This is a genomic window from Bradyrhizobium sp. WSM2793 (genome assembly GCF_000379585.1).
In the GTDB taxonomy this organism is placed as follows: Bacteria; Pseudomonadota; Alphaproteobacteria; order Rhizobiales; family Xanthobacteraceae; genus Bradyrhizobium.
In genome coordinates, this window is record NZ_KB902846.1 from 77,390 (window position 1) to 94,266 (window position 16,877).

The 16,877-nt window shown below is 64.7% G+C and carries 18 protein-coding genes; 12 read left to right on the forward strand and 6 right to left on the reverse strand.

The window, feature by feature from the left end; all coding sequences use genetic code 11:
- Positions 1–130: 130 nt before the first annotated feature.
- Positions 131–2,035, forward strand: coding sequence for a diguanylate cyclase (locus A3AS_RS0141085; RefSeq protein ID WP_018323230.1), 1,905 nt, complete (start codon positions 131–133; stop codon positions 2,033–2,035).
- A 6-nt stretch (positions 2,036–2,041) separates the two neighbouring features.
- On the opposite strand, the gene A3AS_RS0141090 is transcribed toward A3AS_RS0141085, so the two are convergent.
- Entirely contained in the window at positions 2,042–2,260 is a 219-nt protein-coding gene (locus A3AS_RS0141090; RefSeq protein ID WP_026202891.1) for a SlyX family protein, read from the reverse strand.
- Positions 2,250–3,044, reverse strand: coding sequence for a rhodanese-related sulfurtransferase (locus tag A3AS_RS0141095; RefSeq protein WP_018323232.1), 795 nt, complete (start codon positions 3,042–3,044; stop codon positions 2,250–2,252). The genes A3AS_RS0141090 and A3AS_RS0141095 overlap by 11 nt, the downstream gene beginning before the upstream one ends.
- A 198-nt stretch (positions 3,045–3,242) precedes the next feature.
- On the opposite strand from A3AS_RS0141095, the gene ggt reads away from it, so the two are divergent.
- From ggt to A3AS_RS0141120, 5 genes are all read left to right on the forward strand, one after another.
- Positions 3,243–4,829 (forward strand): gamma-glutamyltransferase, encoded by a 1,587-nt coding sequence (ggt, locus tag A3AS_RS0141100; protein ID WP_018323233.1) that lies wholly within the window; start codon positions 3,243–3,245, stop codon positions 4,827–4,829.
- Between the two features lie 170 nt (positions 4,830–4,999).
- Complete coding sequence (locus A3AS_RS0141105; protein WP_026202892.1) at positions 5,000–5,614, forward strand: (2Fe-2S)-binding protein; 615 nt, start codon at positions 5,000–5,002, stop codon at positions 5,612–5,614.
- A 4-nt stretch (positions 5,615–5,618) separates the two neighbouring features.
- Positions 5,619–6,635 (forward strand): xanthine dehydrogenase family protein subunit M, encoded by a 1,017-nt coding sequence (locus A3AS_RS0141110; RefSeq protein ID WP_026202893.1) that lies wholly within the window; start codon positions 5,619–5,621, stop codon positions 6,633–6,635.
- A gap of 2 nt (positions 6,636–6,637) precedes the next feature.
- Positions 6,638–8,929 (forward strand): xanthine dehydrogenase family protein molybdopterin-binding subunit, encoded by a 2,292-nt coding sequence (locus tag A3AS_RS0141115; RefSeq protein ID WP_020508831.1) that lies wholly within the window; start codon positions 6,638–6,640, stop codon positions 8,927–8,929.
- A gap of 60 nt (positions 8,930–8,989) precedes the next feature.
- Positions 8,990–9,454, forward strand: a complete 465-nt coding sequence (locus A3AS_RS0141120) for an FKBP-type peptidyl-prolyl cis-trans isomerase (RefSeq protein WP_018323238.1) — start codon at positions 8,990–8,992, stop codon at positions 9,452–9,454.
- Positions 9,455–9,533: 79 nt separating this feature from the next.
- Here the strand turns inward: A3AS_RS0141120 and A3AS_RS0141125 are convergent, their stop codons facing one another.
- Complete coding sequence (locus A3AS_RS0141125; RefSeq protein ID WP_026202894.1) at positions 9,534–9,752, reverse strand: CsbD family protein; 219 nt, start codon at positions 9,750–9,752, stop codon at positions 9,534–9,536.
- Positions 9,753–9,880: 128 nt separating this feature from the next.
- Here A3AS_RS0141125 and A3AS_RS0141130 point away from each other — a divergent pair, with 128 nt between their 5' ends.
- From A3AS_RS0141130 to A3AS_RS0141140, 3 genes are all read left to right on the forward strand, one after another.
- Positions 9,881–10,393, forward strand: coding sequence for a cupin domain-containing protein (locus A3AS_RS0141130; RefSeq protein ID WP_007606929.1), 513 nt, complete (start codon positions 9,881–9,883; stop codon positions 10,391–10,393).
- Between the two features lie 118 nt (positions 10,394–10,511).
- Complete coding sequence (locus A3AS_RS0141135; protein ID WP_018323240.1) at positions 10,512–10,940, forward strand: VOC family protein; 429 nt, start codon at positions 10,512–10,514, stop codon at positions 10,938–10,940.
- A gap of 41 nt (positions 10,941–10,981) precedes the next feature.
- On the forward strand, positions 10,982–11,470 hold the full coding sequence (locus A3AS_RS0141140) for a VOC family protein (protein ID WP_018323241.1): 489 nt from the start codon (positions 10,982–10,984) through the stop codon (positions 11,468–11,470).
- 115 nt (positions 11,471–11,585) lie between these two features.
- On the opposite strand, the gene A3AS_RS0141145 is transcribed toward A3AS_RS0141140, so the two are convergent.
- Together A3AS_RS0141145 and A3AS_RS0141150 are read right to left on the reverse strand one after the other, a co-directional pair.
- Positions 11,586–12,740 (reverse strand): hypothetical protein, encoded by a 1,155-nt coding sequence (locus tag A3AS_RS0141145; RefSeq protein ID WP_049815140.1) that lies wholly within the window; start codon positions 12,738–12,740, stop codon positions 11,586–11,588.
- A gap of 2 nt (positions 12,741–12,742) precedes the next feature.
- Positions 12,743–13,444: a FecR domain-containing protein gene (locus tag A3AS_RS0141150; protein ID WP_026202895.1), complete on the reverse strand. Its 702-nt coding sequence runs from the start codon at positions 13,442–13,444 to the stop codon at positions 12,743–12,745.
- Between the two features lie 51 nt (positions 13,445–13,495).
- On the opposite strand from A3AS_RS0141150, the gene A3AS_RS0141155 reads away from it, so the two are divergent.
- On the forward strand, positions 13,496–14,926 hold the full coding sequence (locus A3AS_RS0141155; protein WP_026202896.1) for a phospholipid carrier-dependent glycosyltransferase: 1,431 nt from the start codon (positions 13,496–13,498) through the stop codon (positions 14,924–14,926).
- Between the two features lie 47 nt (positions 14,927–14,973).
- Here A3AS_RS0141155 and A3AS_RS0141160 read toward each other — a convergent pair whose 3' ends face one another.
- Positions 14,974–15,615: an OmpA family protein gene (locus A3AS_RS0141160; protein ID WP_018323245.1), complete on the reverse strand. Its 642-nt coding sequence runs from the start codon at positions 15,613–15,615 to the stop codon at positions 14,974–14,976.
- A gap of 547 nt (positions 15,616–16,162) precedes the next feature.
- Here A3AS_RS0141160 and A3AS_RS0141165 point away from each other — a divergent pair.
- A complete protein-coding gene (locus A3AS_RS0141165; protein ID WP_018323246.1) occupies positions 16,163–16,408 on the forward strand; it encodes a hypothetical protein in 246 nt (81 codons plus the stop codon).
- Positions 16,409–16,528: 120 nt separating this feature from the next.
- On the forward strand, positions 16,529–16,783 hold the full coding sequence (locus A3AS_RS0141170) for a hypothetical protein (RefSeq protein ID WP_026202897.1): 255 nt from the start codon (positions 16,529–16,531) through the stop codon (positions 16,781–16,783).
- Positions 16,784–16,877: the final 94 nt, after the last annotated feature.

Genomic DNA, 16,877 nt, shown 5'->3' on the forward strand with positions numbered 1-16,877 from the left:
TTAGCGATGTGCTGATCGCGGTGTCCGTAGGACTACTGGAAACCGGGGAGATGGCCGCGTATTCCAGTAGTGATTTCAGAGTTCAATAATAGAAGCAGCAGAGTTTCCGACGATCGGAGAATTCTGCCGCATGAGCCTTGCGACCCAAAGAGCCGGATGGAGCCGCCTGCCGCTGCGCGCGGCGGCGTTCGTCGTGCTGACCTGCGCGACCATCCTCGGCGTCAGCGGCTGGCGCGAATGGGCTGCGCGCGACGCGGTGCTCAGGGGTGCCGAGACCGAGATGGCGAACGTCGCCCGCTCGCTGACCCAGCATGCCGAGGACAGCCTCGATCTGCTGGATTCCGGCGTCGTCGGCGTCGTCAGCCGACTCGAGATGGACGGCACTGCACCGGCCACGATCGCCAAACTGCGCACCCTGCTGGAAGTACGCAAAAAGGCCATCGAGCGCGTTCACAGCCTCGCCATCATCGACGACCAGGGCAACTGGCTGACCTCGCCCGGCACGATCGGCTCAACGCTCAGCGACGATGCGTTTTTCCGTTATCATCAGCTCTCCCCGAAACGAGAGCCCTATGTCGGCCGTCCCGTAAAGAGCCTCCTGGACGGCGAATGGGTCGTCACCCTGTCGCGTCGCTTCAACAAGCCCGACGGCAGCTTCGGCGGGGTGGTGCTCGCGACCATCAGCTCAAAATATCTTTCGCATTTCTACGAGCAGTTCGAGATCGGCCGCAACAGCTCGGTGTCGCTCACGCATGGCGATGGCCTGATCATCGCGCGCAACCCCAGCAACGAGACATTTGTCGGACGCAGCGTTTCCGACAAGCCATTATTCCGCGACGCCAGCCTGCAACGGCCGAGCGGGGCCTATTATTTCAAGTCTCCCCTGGACGGCGCCGAGCGCGTCAGCTTCTTCAAGCGCAGCGGCCGTTTCCCGCTCCTTCTGCTTGCCACAGTCGACAAGGACGAGCTGCTCGCGCCCTGGCGCGCCGCGGCAATCTCCCGCATGCTCTACGTCACCGCGCTGGTGATGCTGATTGCGATCATCGGCGCCGTCCTGGTGCGGCAGTTGCAGCGGGGCCAGCGCATGGCCGCGGCCCTGGTCGAGAAAGAGGCGCATTTCCGCCTGCTCGCCGAAGGCTCCAGCGACATGGTGACCCGCATCGGGCTCGACGAGCGGCTGCGTTATGTCTCGCCCTCGTCTGCGCGTGTCGTCGGCTGGCGCGCCAATCAACTGATCGGCACGCCGGCGCTCGCGGGCATCAATCCGGAGGATCTGCCGGAGGTCCAGGCGATCGTCGACGCCATGAAGCGTGGCGAGCGGGAGGAGGCGCGTCTCACCTACCGCAACTCGCACCGGCAGAACGGCGAAGTCTGGCTGGAATCGACCATGCGGGTGACGCGCAAGGACAATGGCCGCGTCGACGGCGTGGTCGCGATCTCCCGCGACATCACCGAGCACAAGAAGCTGGAAACCAGGCTCGAGACGCTCGCGATCGAGGACAGCCTCACCGGCCTTGCCAATCGCCGCCGCTTCGACGAGCGGCTGAAAGAGGAATGGGCGCGCGCCTATCGCGACCGCTCCAGCCTTGCTTTGCTGATGATCGATGTGGATCACTTCAAGGCCTATAACGACGAATACGGCCATCCCGCGGGCGATGCCTGCCTGCGTCTGGTCGCAAAGATCATCGCGGCCGAGACCCAACGCGCCGGCGATCTGGCGGCGCGCTATGGCGGCGAGGAATTCGCCATGCTGCTGCCCAACACCGATGCCGCCGGCTGCGCCCTTTTCGGCGAACGGATCCGCAGCGCCATCCACGAGGCCGGCCTCGTCCATGCGACCAATCCGGAGTCCGGATGTGTCACCGCCTCGGTCGGCGGTGCGACCTGTCGGCCGGCGCTGGAGCGCACGGCGGGCGTGGCCTCGCTGGTTGAGGCCGCCGACCGGGCGCTCTACGCCGCCAAGGATGCAGGCCGCGATCGCCTGGTGATGTCCGGCGAGCTCATGAACCTGCTGCCCAAGGCCTCCGGCCAGTAAGATGGCTCAATAATGCGGCGGAGGCTCGTTGGTGGGCCCAGGCGCATTGGCCTCGGCCTCGTGCAGCCGCTCGCCGAGCTCTGCGATCTTCCGGGTCAGCAGATCGATCTGCTTCCACTGCGCGGTGATGGTCTGGTTCAACGTCTCGATCGTGTCGTCCTGGTAGGCGAGGCGCGTTTCAAGCGTGTCGATGCGCTCGCTCAGCGTCTTGATCTCATTCGTCACGCGTCGCATCCTTGTTTCGTTCGCGCAAACCGGATTCTTGCAAGCGAGATTCTTGCAGACCATGGCCGAGCGCGACGCGCTCGTCGAACACGAAGCACTCCCCACGCCAGCGGCTCTGCGCCTCCGGCACCTCTTCCAGATATTTGAGAATGCCGCCCTTGAGGTGATAGACCTCGGTAAAGCCGCGCGCGAGCAGGTGCGCGCTCGCCTTCTCGCAGCGGATGCCGCCGGTGCAGAACATCGCGATCCTGCGGTGCTTTGCCGGATCAAGCTCGACGGCGGCAAAATCCTTGAACTGGCCAAAGCTCCTGATGCCGGGATCGACGGCGCCTTCGAACGTTCCCATCGCCACCTCGAAGGCGTTGCGGGTGTCGAGCAGCAGCATGTCGGGCGCGGAGATCAGCGCGTTCCATTCGCTCGCATCGACATAGGTGCCGACCTGGCGGGTCGGATCGGCAGCCGTATCGCCAAGCGTGACGATCTCCTTCTTCAGCCGCACCTTGAGCCGCCCGAACGGCATCGCTTCGGCGGCCGAGAATTTCAATTCGAGATTGTTCAGCCTGCCGCCGAACATGTCGCCGTTCGCCAGCTCATGGGTAAGGGCGTCGATCGCCGCCGGCGCACCGGCGAGCGTGCCGTTGATGCCCTCCTGCGCCAGCAGCACGCTGCCCTTCAGCTTGAGGCCGGCACAGAACGCGCGCAGCGGCTCGCGCAGCTCGCGGTAATCCGGGAGGGCGGCGAATTGGTAGAAGGCGGCGACCTTGATCGAATCCGGATCAGACATGACGGTTCGTTTAGCAGGCGCGTGCGGCCCGGAAAACCCGCATGGCCGCCGGCCTCGAAAGGTCTATTCGCCCAGCGGATGGCAGCCATTTCCCTGGTATGCCAGCATTGCCGAAAGCTGCCGGAATGTGTCATGTAACCCCGGTTTTTCCGAGATGGCGCGCCATCCGCGCCACGGGCCCAAGAGAGCAAGAATTCGATGAGAAACTTTCATTTCCCAGGCAGGTCCACGGTCCACGCCACCAACGCGATGGTGGCGACCTCGCATCCGCAGGCCTCGCTCGCCGCGATCGAGGTGTTGCGCGAAGGGGGCACCGCGGTGGACGCGGCGGTTGCGGGCTCGGCCCTGCTTGGCGTGATCGAGCCGCAATCGACCGGCATCGGCGGCGACTGCTTTGCGCTGATCCAGCCGCGCGGCGAGGGCAAGATCATCGCCTATAACGGCTCCGGCCGTGCCCCGAAGGCGGCGAACGCCGACTGGTACCTGGAGCGCAAGATCAACTCGGTGCCGCTGACCTCGGCGCATGCGGTCTCGATTCCCGGCGTGGTCGATGCGTTCGCGACCGTCTTGCGCGACCATGGCAAGTTCGGCTTCGACCGGCTGCTCCAGCCCGCGATCAAGGCGGCCGAGGAAGGCTACGTCGTCGCCCCCCGCATCGCCTTCGACTGGAAGAACCAGTTCGAGAAGCTGAAGGGCGGTACCAACACCGTGTGTTACCTGTTGCCGGGCGGCAAGCCGCCGGTGGCCGGCGACGTCATCCGTCAGGCCGAACTCGGCAAGACGCTGCGCGCGATCGCCAAGGACGGCCGCGACGCCTTCTACAAGGGCCCGATTGCCGAAGACATGGTCGAGACCCTCAGGGGCATCGGCGGCCTGCACACGCTCGACGATTTCGCCGCGCACACCACCGAGACGACGACGCCGATCGGCACCATGTACAAGGGCTACGACGTCTGGCAGTGCCCGCCGAACGGACCCGGCCTCACCATGCTGCTGATGCTGAATATCCTGTCGCGGTTCGACCTGACGAAATACGCGCCGCTCAGCATCGAGCGTTTCCATCTCGAAGCGGAAGCCGCGCGCATCGCCTACATGCACCGCGAGCTGCATGTCGCCGATCCCGACCACATGCAGGTCGAGGTCGCCAGGATCCTTGCCAAGGAATTCTGCGACGAGCACATCGCCAAGATCCGCATGGACGGCATGCTCGACCTGCCGAACGTCGCACCGCCGATGAATCCGTCGACGATCTACATCACCGTCGTGGACAAGGATCGCAACGTCTGCTCGTTCATCAATTCGATCGCGCATTCCTTCGGCTCGGCGATCGTCTCGAACAAGACCGGCGTCCTGTTCCAGAACCGCGCCGGCGGCTTCCGCATCCAGCCGGGCCATCCCAACTGCATCGCCGGCGGCAAGCGGCCGCTGCACACGATCATGCCGAGCCTGCTCACCAGGGGCGGCCGCTCCGTGATGCCGTTCGCGGTGATGGGCGGGCAGTACCAGCCGGTCGGCCAGACCCGCGTCGTGACCAACATCCTCGACTATGGCTGCGACGTGCAGGAGGCGATCGACATGCCGCGCGGCCTGCACTACGAGGGCCAGTATCAGCTCGAGGACAGCGTGCCGGCTGCGATCGTCGAGGGCCTGAAGAAGCTCGGCCACAAGACCACCAGCGTGGTCGGCCCGCTCGGCGGCGCGCAGGCGATCTGGATCGACTGGGACAAGGGCACGCTCACCGGCGGCTCCGATCCGCGCAAGGACGGCTGCGCGCTCGGCTATTGAGCGCTGCCGCGCGGGGTTCCGCGCGCAAGATCAGGAAAAGTTGACGAAGGGCGGCGCGGCATTTGCTGCGTCGCCCTTTCTCGTTCGGAACAGAGTTCATCGCTTCCGGTTAAGGGGCGATGAGCGGTGCAGGGCGTGCGCTGCTTTGCAGATAAGCGGCGGAGGCCTCGATGTCCGACACATCAAGTTCCAAACGATCAGCATTCGATCGGCGCGCCTTCATGGCCGGCGCGGCTGGCAGTGCGCTCGTCCCGATCACAGCGCGCGCGGCCACAGAGGAAGCCAAAGCCCCAGCTGCACAGGACCCCTCACTTCCTGTCGAGGTCACGCTGCACGTCAACGGCAAGGACAAGCGCCTGCGCATCGACGCGCGCACCACGGTGCTCGATGCGCTGCGCGATCACCTCAAGCTCACCGGCAGCAAGAAAGGCTGCGACCACGGCCAGTGCGGCGCCTGCACAGTGCTGATCGACGATCGGCGGGTGGTGTCATGCCTGACGCTGGCGCTCGCGGCGGAAGGGCAGGAGATCACGACGATCGAGGGGCTGGCGACCGACGATCGCCTGCACCCGATGCAACAGGCCTTCGTCGACAACGATGCGTTCCAGTGCGGCTATTGCACGCCCGGCCAGATCATGTCCGCCGTGGCCTGCGTCAAGGAGGGGCATGCCGGGAGCGAGGCCGACATCCGCGAATACATGAGCGGCAATATCTGCCGTTGTGCGGCCTATCCCAACATCGTCGCGGCGGTGAAGCAAGCCGCGCCCGAGATCATGAAAGGCTAGGCGCATGCGACCCTTCTCGTATCAGCGGGCAACAGACCCTGACATGGCCGTGCAGGCGCTGAGCGCCGCCGCAGCAGCCAACCATCCGTTGTCGCAGGCGATAGCCCAGCCGCTTGCGGGCGGCACCACGCTGATCGATCTGATGAAGCTGGACGTGATGCGGCCCGCCGCGATCGTCGATATCAATCCGCTCGCGCAGGCCTGGTCGGCAATCGAGCCTCGGGACGACGGATTACGTCTCGGTGCGCTCGCAAAGATGTCCGACGTGGCGGCCCATGCCGAGATCCAGCGCAATTATCCGGTGATCGCCAATTCCCTGAAGCTCGCCGCCAGCGCCCAGCTCCGCAACATGGCAACGCTCGGCGGCAACGTGATGCAGCGGACGCGTTGCAGTTATTTTCGCGACGTCTCCTACGAGAATTGCAACAAGCGCAATCCCGGCTCCGGCTGCGCCGCCATGGACGGCGTCAACCGCATGCATGCCGTGCTCGGCACGTCCGATCAGTGCATTGCGACCTATCCCGGCGATTTCGCGCAGGCGTTGATCGCCCTCGATGCCGTGGTCGAGATCACGGGCAGGGCCGGTACGCGCAGCATACCGTTCGCGGAGCTGCACAAGGCGCCGGGGAACTCCCCCGACATCGAGACCACGCTTCGGCCCGGCGAGCTGATTTCGGCCTTCTCGATCCAGGGCCGCTGGCCTCGTTCGGTGTATCTCAAGGCGCGCGACCGGCAATCCTATGAGTTCGCACTGTCCTCGGCTGCGATCGCGCTCGACGTGCAGGACGGCACGATCCGGGATGCGCGCGTCGGGCTCGGCGGCGTCGCCACCATGCCCTGGCGGGCGCGCGAGGCGGAGGCGCTGCTGAAGGGACAAAAGTTCGACGAAGCTCTGGCGCAACGCGTCGCTGATGCCGCTTTTGCAGACGCCCGCGGCCGCCGGCACAACAGCTTCAAGATCGCGCTCGGCAAGCGCGTGGTGGCGCGCGCGCTCCAGCAGGCCGTAACGATGGAGATCTGATCATGACCGCTGCAGCTCCTTCGCCCAAGGCGAATATGGGCCAGCCCGTGCCGCGCTATGATGCGGCTGCAAAGGTCACGGGGCGGGCGACCTACGCCTCCGACATGCCGCTGGACAATCCGGCCTACGCATTCCTGGTCACCAGTGCGATTGCCAAGGGCCGCATCGACCGTTTCGATCTCGATGACGCCAAGCGCGTCCGCGGCGTGATCGAGATCGTCACCCACGAGAACGCCCCGAAGCTGAAGGAGTCGAAGCTGTTCAGCAATGGCGGCTATGCCGGGACCACGATCCAGCCGCTGAAGTCGGCCGACATCGCCCATGACGGCCAGATCATCGCTGTCATTGTCGCGGAGAGTTACGAGGCCGCGCGCGAAGCCGCCAATCGTGTCAAGGTCAGCTACACCGCCACCGCGCCCAGCGCGAGCTTCGACTCGCCGGGAACGACCACGGCCGCCGCCAAGGGCCAGAACGCGCAGTTCAAGGAAGACCCCGCGGTCGGCGATTTCGCCAAGGCATTCGATGCGGCCGAGGTCAAGCTGACCGCCGCCTACGACACGCCGACGCAGCACCACAATCCGATGGAGCTGTTTTCGACGAGCTGCGCCTGGATGGGCGACAATCTCGTCATCTACGAAGGCAGCCAATTCGTCTATGGCTTGAAGAACGGCGTCGCCGAGCAGCTCGGCATCGACGCCGACAAGGTGCGCGTGGTCAATCCCTATGTCGGCGGCGGCTTTGGTTCGCGCGGTTCGATGACGCCGCGGACCGCCATCATCGCCGGCATCGCCAAGCGCCTGGGCCGCCCGATCAAGCTGGTCCCGACCCGCGATCAGGGTTTCACCATTACGACCCACCGTGCCGAGACGCGCCAGGAGATCAAGCTTGGCGCAAACCGGGATGGCAAGCTGCTGGCTTTGAGGCATGAGGGCGCCGAGGTCTCCTCGCGCGCCGACGCCTATTGCGTCGGCGGCACCAAGACGACGACGCGGCTCTATGCCTGCCCGAACGTCGACAGCCTGGTGTCGATCGTGCGTGCCGACCGCAACACGCCGGGCTTCATGCGCTCGCCGCCGGAGGTGCCGTATCTGTTTGCGCTGGAGAGCGCGATCGACGAGCTCGCGGTCAAGCTGAACATGGATCCGGTCGAGCTTCGGCGCATCAACGACACCACCAACGAGCCGATCGGCGGCAAGCCCTACACCTCGCGCTCGCTGATGGCGTGCTTCGACGAGGCCGCCAAGGCCTTCGGCTGGGCGCAGCGCTCGCCGCAGCCGAAATCGATGTCGGAAGGCGACTGGCTGATCGGCTATGGCTGTGCGGCAACCTGCTATCCGACGCAGATGGGACCGTCGGCCGCGCGCGTGCGCCTTCAGCGCGACGGCCGGACCCGGGTCGAGATCGCCGGCCACGAGATCGGCACCGGCGCCTATACGGTCATCGCCCAGACCGCGGCCGAGCGCCTCGGCGTGCCCCTCGAGAAGGTCGCGGTCTTCATGGGCGACAGCGATCTGCCGCCGGCGCCGGTTGCCGGCGGCTCGAACTCGACCGCGAGCACCTGCTCGGCGGTGATGATGGTGTGCGATCAGATTCGCCAGCGCCTGTTCAAGGCCGCGATGCCGGCTCAAAGCCTGACCGACCGGGCCAAGGAGACCGTGGGTCTCGGCCAGACACCCGCCACGCAAGCGGCGAAGGGCGATCGTCCGCTCGACATCGAGAAGGCCTTCGATGCGCTCGGTGTCGGCGTCGTCGAGGAATATGGCGAGTGGAAGCCGGAAGGCGCGCCGCTGGATTCCTTCCGCGCCATGCACAACGGGCAGGTTCGGCTCGTTGGTGGACACGCCATGAAAGACCAGATCGCCTATGCATTCGGCGCCGAGTTCGTCGAGGTCCGTGTCAATCGCTTCACCCACGAAATCCGCTGTCCTCGCCTCGTCGGTGCGTTTGCGGCTGGCAGGATCATGAATCCGCGCACGGCGCGCAGCCAGCTGATGGGCGGACTGATCTGGGGCATGTCCTCGGCACTGCTCGAGGCCACCGAAATCGACGAGCGCAATGCGCGCTACGTCAACGACAATCTTGCCGACTACCTCGTGCCCGTGAATGCGGACGTCGCCGGCGTCGAGGTCGTTTTGCTCTCCGAGCAGGATGACCGCATCAATCCGGTCGGCGTGAAGGGCCTCGGCGAGCTCGCCAATGTCGGCACCAATGCCGCGATCTGCAACGCGATCCACCATGCCACCGGCCAGCGCATCCGCAAGCTCCCGGTTCGGCTGGAAAATATCGAGGTGTGAGGGGTGGAAACCGCACCCGCGTTGCGCTAGACACCTTCCGCCTCAAACGGAAGGTGCCTTATGCAGCGTTTCCAGCGCGCGCTCCTCACCCTGATGTCGGCACTCGCGATCACGGTGATCGCGGGCGTGTCGCATTTCGTTTCCACCACGGCCTCGGCCCAGACCGCAGGAAAGACCATGACCACAGCTTCAGGCTTGCAGATCATCGATTCCACCGTCGGCACCGGTGCCTCGCCGCAGCCCGGCCAGATCTGCGTGATGCACTATACCGGCTGGCTCTATGAGAACGGTCAGAAGGGCAAGAAATTCGATAGCTCCGTCGATCGCAAGGAGCCGTTCGAATTCCCGATCGGCAAGGGCCGTGTCATCGCCGGCTGGGACGAGGGCGTGGCCTCGATGAAGGTCGGCGGCAAGCGCACGCTGATCATCCCGCCGCAGCTCGGCTACGGCGCCCGCGGCGCCGGCGGCGTGATCCCGCCGAATGCGACGCTGATGTTCGACGTCGAATTGCTAGCGGTGAAGTGACGCGTAGCGCCGTCACGAGAGAGCTACCAAATAAAAGACCGGCCTTTCGGCCGGTCTTTCGCTTTCAGTCCTGCGCGCGCTATTCCGTCGCGCGCTTTGCCCCGGCCGCCGCGCGATCGATCGCGTCCTTTGCGGCGTCCTTGGCATCGCCCATGGCCTGCTGGCCCTTGCCCTTCACTTCCTGGACCACGCCTTCGCCCTTCATGCGTTCGGAACCGGTGGCTTCACCGATGCCCTGCTTGGCCTTGCCGATCGCTTCGTTGGCGTTACCCTTGATCTTGTCGGTCGTGCTACCCATGAAACTCTCCATCCATTTTGCTCGCAAAGACAACGTCCCGCAGCTACGAGGGTTCCGATTTTGGCATGGCTCGCGAGTGCGGCTTCGGGTTAGGTTGCCGCGCACGGAACCAACAGAAAGCAAGTCCCATGACCGGCCATGACCATTCGCATTCCCACCATGACCACGATCACGACGATCGCTGGAAACATGACGGCGTGCGCGTCATTCCCGGCAACCAGCTCGATACCAACGTGCCGTCGACGGCAGGCATGGACCGCGCGGCCGCGATCAATTTCGCGCGCGTCGGCGCCCAGAAATTGTGGGCCGGCACCGTCAGCATCAAGCCGGATGCCAAGACCGGTGCACACCACCACGGCCATCTCGAAAGCGTCATCTATGTCGTGAAGGGCAAGGCGCGGATGCGCTGGGGCGAGAGCCTGCAATTCACCGCCGAGGCCGGCCCCGGCGATTTCATCTTCGTGCCGCCTTACGTGCCGCATCAGGAGATCAACGCCAGCCCGGACGAGGTGCTGGAATGCGTGCTGGTGCGCAGTGACGGCGAGGCGGTGGCGATCAACCTCGACATCGAGCCGGTCGAGAAGCCCGAGACCGTGCTGTGGGTTGACCCCATCCACCGGGATCCGAACGAGAAGAAGTAAGACCGCCCTGCCGTGGGAGGCGCGATCGTCTCCGGGGGGTGAAAAAATATTCGGAAGCCCTGTCGGGTGGGCCCCCCGGCAGTCCGTCCTTGGGCAGAACCCGCCCAAGGAGCTTCTGATGCCCAGGATGATCTTCCTCAATCTTCCCGTGACCGACCTCAAACGTGCGACCGCCTTCTATGAGGCGGTCGGCGCGACCCGGAACCCGCAATTCAGCGATGACACGGCGAGCTGCATGGTCTTTTCCGAGGCCATCTACGTGATGCTGGCGACCCACGACAAATTCCGCCAGTTCACGCCGAAGCCGATCGCAGATGCCAAGACCTCGAACCAGGCGCTGTTCTGCCTGTCCGCCGACACCCGCGACGAGGTCGACGCGATTGTCGGCAAGGCAGAGGCGGCGGGCGGGGTGGCCGATCCCAGCCCGAAGGACGAATACAGCTTCATGTACGGCCGCAGCTTCGAGGATCCGGATGGCCACATGTGGGGTGTGAACTGGCTGGACATGGCGGCTGTCCCTCCGCAGCCCGCCATGGCGAATGCCTGATCGCAGTCCGTCGAACGCTAAACCAACGAGGAGCATTCACGATGTCCAAGGTCGTACCCTGCATGTGGTTCAACGGCGATGCAGAGGAAGCCGCAAAGTTCTACGTTTCGCTCGTGCCGAATTCGGCGATCACGCACGTTCAGCGCAATGTTTCGGACGGCCCCTCCGGCAAGGAAGGCTCCGTGCTTGTCGTCGAGTTCACGGTCGCCGGTCAGCCGCTGGTCGCGCTCAATGGCGGGATGAAGATGGAATATACCCACGCCATCTCGCTGATGATCCATTGCGACGACCAGGCCCAGGTCGACAGCGTCTGGAATGCGTTCCTCGCCGATGGCGGCAAGGAAGAGCAATGCGGCTGGCTCCGGGATCGTTGGGGCGTGGCCTGGCAGGTCGTGCCGAAGGTGATATTCGAATTCCTGTCGAGCCCGGACAGGGCAGCGGCCGCGCGCGCGATGCAGGCGATGATGAAGATGGTGAAGCTGGATGTCGACGCGCTGCGCCGCGCGTTCGAGGGCAAGTCGGCGGCGTGACGACGACACAGGTGCCGTAGGGTGGGCAAAGGCGCTCTTGCGCCGTGCCCACGATCCGTCTCCAGTTGAGAGAGGTGGTGGGCACGCTTCGCTTTGCCCACCCTACGAAGCTGCCTCAGTAATTGATCCGCAGCCCCACGCCGCCGTGGATGGTATTGCCGACCGGCTGCGGACCCAGAGTGCCGTTGGCGAAGAGGTCTACGACCCAGCCCTTCTGCACGCGGAAGCCGAGCCGGCCGCCATATTCGAACCAGCCCTGGTTGCCCATGGTCGGCACCACCACGCCGTCGCCCGTCACGGTGGCGACGATTCCGCTGTGGCTCGCAAACGACTGCACCCAGCCGCCATTGATGTTGGTCTCGACGTTGCTGCCGAACAGATGCGTCCACTGGCCGCCGATCTTGACCAGGCTGGTGCGGTCGGTGCCGGTCGCGATGGTGGCGTCGAACGGGTTGAAGGCCACGGCATTGTCGCTATAGCCGGACACGCGCTGCCAGAGCTGCCAGACTTCGATCGAAGCCGCGACCTCGTCGCGCGGCGAGAGGCGGCTTATCCAGCCGGCGCGGCCGTAGACCGCGTAGTTCGAAGCGTTGGTCGAGCTCGTCACGCTCACCGGGCCGAGGCTGGTGTTGTAGCTGCGAGTGTAGCGCGCCTTCTCCCAGGGCGTCAGGATCGTTCCGACGTCGAAGAACGGACGTGACGATCCCCAGTCGGTGAAGTCGTAGCGGAGCGCAAAGGCGCCGATCGGCGCGCTCGTGATCTTGTAGCCGCCCTCGTTGTAGTGCGTGTAGGCGATGCCGGCGAGCAGCGACAGATTGTTGGTGAGCTCCTTGCGGCCGTGGATGCCGGCCGAGAACGAGCCGGCCGAGCCGAACGCGCTGATGCAGTCGCTGCAATTGATCTGCTCGTTGACGCCGAGCAGGACCGTGCCGAGCACCCGGTTGGTGATCATCTGGTTGAAGCGCTGGCCCGCGAGGCCGCCGATCGAATTGCCGCCGGAATCGGCGCCGGTCGGTGTCGGGCTCGGCGACGGATATGGACTCGGCGACGGCGAAGGATAGGGGCTCGGCGAAGGGGAGGGTGAGGGCGACGGAGAATATGTCGGCGTCGGAGACGGTGAATAGGTCGGGTAGGGCGTCGGCTCGCCGCATCCGATTTCGCAGGTCGCTTGAGCTGCGGCGGGACGAATGTCGAGCGCGACAAACGCAAGTGCAGCGGCCACGGTCAGCAGGCCGGTGAGGGCGAAGAGCCGAAAATTGAGCGGCGCCATCGTCAGCGCCCGCACAGCATGCCGTCGTCCTGGACGGCGGGCGTGATGGTCGGCGAGGCGCCGGCATACTGGTTCACCGCGCATAGCCCGGCACTTGCGGCGCAGTTGGCGGCGAAGGTCCAGGGCGGCGTGTTGGTCTTGGTGATGCTGACCTTGCCGCCGGTCGATGTAATGATTGCGGTGTCGCCCGGCTGGGTGAGCTGCACGCATTGTGAGCTCGTCGTGCAAACGCTCGCCGCGCCGTCCTGAAGCACGACGACGGAGCGTCCCCGCTGCGAGAGGATGTCGAGCGTGGTGCCCCGCACGCCGATGGTCGCAAGCGGCGTCGTGATCTTGTAGGCGGTCTTCTCGGAATGTCCGGTGACGAAACGGAATGCGCCTGTTGTCATGCGGATCGCGACGTCGCGATAGCTGTGCTCGTCGTTGAAGACGGTGCGGTCGAGCTTGAGCGTGGCGCTGGGGCCGAGCGACAGATTGGTGCTGTCGGCCATCACGAAGCGCGCGGCACTGTCGGCCCCGGTGCGCACGGTCTCGTCGCGCAGCATGCTGTCGCCGACGCTGATTGGCGTGGTGGCCGCGGCCACGCGCACCACTTCGTTCTGGATCACGACGGCTTCACCGACACGCGTCTGCGCCAGCGCAGCAGGCGCCGCGCACAATGCGGTCGACAACAGGGCGGGAAAAAGCCAGAAACGCAAATTCATTTCACAACCGATCGATGTGCCCCTGATCGTACCGGATCGCGCGCGCTTCTGATGTGGCGAAATTATCACAAGTGGCGCGGGACGTGCGTTATGCTTAGTGACAGTCGCGGCGGAATGCGTTCAATGAAAACCGCGATCCTTATTTTTGTCCGCGGTGACGCAAATTTGCCACGCAAAACATCCCCACAGCAGCCGCTTGATCGGTCTGCAGTTCCGAGATTGTCGCGAAGCGCAGTGATTGCTGTCGCTATTTTCCTAGCTGCCCATCTCGCGCTGCTGATCGGACTGACGACGCCGGAGAAGTTCGTCTTCGACGAGGTGCACTACGTGCCGGCGGCGCGGCAGATGCTGGCACCGGCGATGTCGCAGCCGATGCTCAATCCGATGCATCCGCCGCTGGCCAAGGAGCTGATCGCGGCGTCGATCGCGACCTTCGGCGACAACGCGCTCGGCTGGCGCTATCCTGCGACATTGTTCGGCGCACTCGCCATCGTCGCAATCTATCTGTGCGGCCTCGCGCTGTTCGCAGCGCAAGGGCCGGCGATCGCCGCCGCGCTGATCGCGGCCTTCAATCAGATGCTCTACGTGCAGGCGCGCATCGCCATGCTCGACATCTTTGCGCTCGGCTTCGGTCTGCTCGCGACCGCCGCCTTCATGCATGGCTTTCGCAGGGAGCGACCGCATGCACTGTTCGCATTCGCGGGCGCTCTGTTCGGTCTTGCCGCAGCCTGCAAATGGAGCGGCCTGTTTCCGCTCGGCGTCTGCATCCTCATCGTCGCGGTGATCCGCCTGATGCAGGGCTGGCGCACGCTGTTCGCCGACGCGAAGCCGGACGACTGGTATCGGCCGGACCTCTGGCCCGGCTTGAGGCTGCACCACGTCGCGCTCTGCTTCGCCGTCTTGCCAGGCATAGCCTATCTGGCGGGTTTCGTTCCGCTCTACGGCGTGTCGTTGCCGGATCTGATCGAGGCGCAGCGCCGGATTTTCGCCGACAACACCACGACCGCGATCGCCGGACACACCTATATGAGCGCATGGCCATCCTGGCCGCTGCTCGCGCGCCCGGTGTGGTTCCTGTTCGACAAGACGGGGGAGGACAACGTCTCCGCAATCGTCTTCCTCGGCAATCCGCTGGTGTTGTGGCCGGCTCTGCTCGCACTCGCGCTCGTGCTGCGCGATTTCATCGTGCTGCGCCGGTGGGATGCGTTCCTGATCGCGGCGTTCTATTTCGGTCCCTGGCTTGCATGGGCATTGCTGCCGCGTACGCTCGGGTTCATCTACTACTATATGCCGGCCGCCACCGCGGCGTCGCTCGCGCTGGTCTATGTGCTGCGCCGGGACGGCCTGCCGCGCTGGCTGCTGTGGGCCTATGTCGGTGTCGCCGCGATCGGCTTTGCGGTCATGCTGCCGATCTCTGCGGCCTTCATCGGCACGTCGATGCGGAGCTTCGGCCGGCTGATGCTGTTCCAGAGCTGGATATGACATCGCCGCCTGCCGGGGCGGCAGGCGGCGTATGGATCAGTGAGAGATCACTTCGATGCGGTCTTGGTGTCCATGTTCACGACCTGGACGCGGCGGTTGACCGGGTCGGCACCGTTTGCAGTGTCCTTCAGCTTGGTCTCGCCGTAGCCGACGGTGACCAGATCGGTGGCGTTGAGGCCGTAGTTCTGCACCAGGTACTTCTTGATGGTGTCGGCGCGCCGTTCGGAGAGCCCTTGATTGTACTCTTCGCCGCCGGTCGCATCGGTGTGGCCGGCGACCACGAAGGTCGAGCCCTTGAGCGCCGGATCGGACAGGGCTTTGCCGAGCGCCTGCACCGAGGTCATCGAGGTCTTGGCGATATCGGCCGAGTTGTAGTCGAACTGAATCTCCAGGTCGATCTTCGGCTTGGTCGCGGCGAGTTCGGCGATCTGCTCGCGCTCGCCCGTCGAGAGCGACCGGGTCGAGCGGTTGCGTACCGTATTCAGGAATGTCGATTCCTTGGCCTGCACCGCCGGATCGGTCTGCGGACCGGCGGACAGGCCGCGGGTCGCCGGCTTCGGCTTCAGTGCATCCAGGATCTGGCCTGTGGAGACATTGTTGTCACCGGCCAAAGCCAGGCCCGCCGTCATCGACAGCGCGGCGGAGAGAGTTATCGCCTTCAGTCCAAAGAACTTATCAAAATGGGTCATTGTCGTATCCTCGTTGTTACGCCTGATAGCGATTTGATGCTGCGAGCATAGGGCGGGTTCAAACGCCCTGATGTGATCTTGGTCACTGTGGCGACAGCGCTCTCAGGCTCATTTTCGGGTGTTTCTCCGCGTCCCGGGCGGTGAACCGGCGCGTCTCGCGGCTGCTCCGCGGGTGGGGCCGATGGTCCCAATAGCAGTGGTCGCATCCTCCGCCGCGTGGGTTCAAACGGCGGCAATCCCCGTGTGATTGAAATCACGAGCAGCCTCATTCCCTCCGTGCCGGTGGGGAGGTGGCTGGCCAAAGGTTCCGGCGCCGGCGAGGGCCGGCAGGCGTGCGGGAAACCTTTGCACACCGATCGTCGCAAAGCCGTCGCCGCACGGCCCGGCCGCGAACAAGAAATCGGCCAGATGCGCGCCTAGCAGGATTTGCCCCCGCCAATTGCCGAATGAAGGAGCCGAGTTCCGTCCAGTGCCGAGGCCAAGTGACTATCAGCGTGACTACTTCAATCGCAGCGGCCCGCCGGATCGAACAGTGTCCCTGAGCTCAATGCCCATCTATATCGGTGCGGCCATGATCGCGGTGGCGATCCTGCTGTCGACCCTGATCACGGGGCTGACCTCCCGCTATGTCGGGCTCGAAGCGCCGACCGAGGAGAACGTGTGGCTGGTCGACCGCCTCACCGGCAACGTCTATCGCTGCCAGGCGGAGGGGCGCGGCAAGGCCCTGTGCGAGCCGGATGTCGCCACCGGAAGCCTCGGGGACCGGCCCAAGACCCCGAAGGATGGCCGCTAGGCCCTCCGCCTTCGCACCGCAGCAAGAAAATTGTCTTCTCCGCGAAACGTCAGCGCGAGAGAATACGTAATTGCGAAGGCCGGCATGACGCCGGTTTTGTTTTACGGAGGAGACTTTTCGATGAAGATCTTGCTCACGTTTGCGGCCTTTGTCGCGTTCACCCTTTCGCTGTCCCCCGCGTCCGCCGCGATGATGGCGTGCACCAAGGACAACATGATGAAGTCAGCAGCCATGATGGGCGGTACGCCTGACACGCCGGCCAAGATGGCGGCGAACAAGGAAATGGCCATGGCCAACACGGACATGAGCAACGGCAAGATGAAGAGCGCCTGCATGCACTACATGAAGTCGCAGAAGGCTATGACGATGAAGTAGGCGCGAGGCGCCCCGCATCCGGCCGCGCTGTCAGCAGATGGCAGCGCGGTTTTTTTGACTGCTGCCTCGAGGTCTTCTTTTTCTTCTTCTTTTT

Excerpts from the sequence above, each read along its gene's own strand:
- A3AS_RS0141085 (WP_018323230.1), top strand. The coding sequence starts at position 131 with ATGAGCCTTGCGACCCAAAGAGCCGGATGGAGCCGCCTGCCGCTGCGC.
- A3AS_RS0141095 (WP_018323232.1), bottom strand. The coding sequence starts at position 3,044 with ATGTCTGATCCGGATTCGATCAAGGTCGCCGCCTTCTACCAATTCGCC.
- ggt (WP_018323233.1), top strand. The coding sequence starts at position 3,243 with ATGAGAAACTTTCATTTCCCAGGCAGGTCCACGGTCCACGCCACCAAC.
- A3AS_RS0141105 (WP_026202892.1), top strand. The coding sequence starts at position 5,000 with ATGTCCGACACATCAAGTTCCAAACGATCAGCATTCGATCGGCGCGCC.
- A3AS_RS0141110 (WP_026202893.1), top strand. The coding sequence starts at position 5,619 with ATGCGACCCTTCTCGTATCAGCGGGCAACAGACCCTGACATGGCCGTG.
- A3AS_RS0141115 (WP_020508831.1), top strand. The coding sequence starts at position 6,638 with ATGACCGCTGCAGCTCCTTCGCCCAAGGCGAATATGGGCCAGCCCGTG.
- A3AS_RS0141120 (WP_018323238.1), top strand. The coding sequence starts at position 8,990 with ATGCAGCGTTTCCAGCGCGCGCTCCTCACCCTGATGTCGGCACTCGCG.
- A3AS_RS0141125 (WP_026202894.1), bottom strand. The coding sequence starts at position 9,752 with ATGGGTAGCACGACCGACAAGATCAAGGGTAACGCCAACGAAGCGATC.
- A3AS_RS0141130 (WP_007606929.1), top strand. The coding sequence starts at position 9,881 with ATGACCGGCCATGACCATTCGCATTCCCACCATGACCACGATCACGAC.
- A3AS_RS0141135 (WP_018323240.1), top strand. The coding sequence starts at position 10,512 with ATGCCCAGGATGATCTTCCTCAATCTTCCCGTGACCGACCTCAAACGT.
- A3AS_RS0141140 (WP_018323241.1), top strand. The coding sequence starts at position 10,982 with ATGTCCAAGGTCGTACCCTGCATGTGGTTCAACGGCGATGCAGAGGAA.
- A3AS_RS0141145 (WP_049815140.1), bottom strand. The coding sequence starts at position 12,740 with ATGGCGCCGCTCAATTTTCGGCTCTTCGCCCTCACCGGCCTGCTGACC.
- A3AS_RS0141150 (WP_026202895.1), bottom strand. The coding sequence starts at position 13,444 with ATGAATTTGCGTTTCTGGCTTTTTCCCGCCCTGTTGTCGACCGCATTG.
- A3AS_RS0141155 (WP_026202896.1), top strand. The coding sequence starts at position 13,496 with ATGTGGCGAAATTATCACAAGTGGCGCGGGACGTGCGTTATGCTTAGT.
- A3AS_RS0141160 (WP_018323245.1), bottom strand. The coding sequence starts at position 15,615 with ATGACCCATTTTGATAAGTTCTTTGGACTGAAGGCGATAACTCTCTCC.
- A3AS_RS0141165 (WP_018323246.1), top strand. The coding sequence starts at position 16,163 with ATGCCCATCTATATCGGTGCGGCCATGATCGCGGTGGCGATCCTGCTG.
- A3AS_RS0141170 (WP_026202897.1), top strand. The coding sequence starts at position 16,529 with ATGAAGATCTTGCTCACGTTTGCGGCCTTTGTCGCGTTCACCCTTTCG.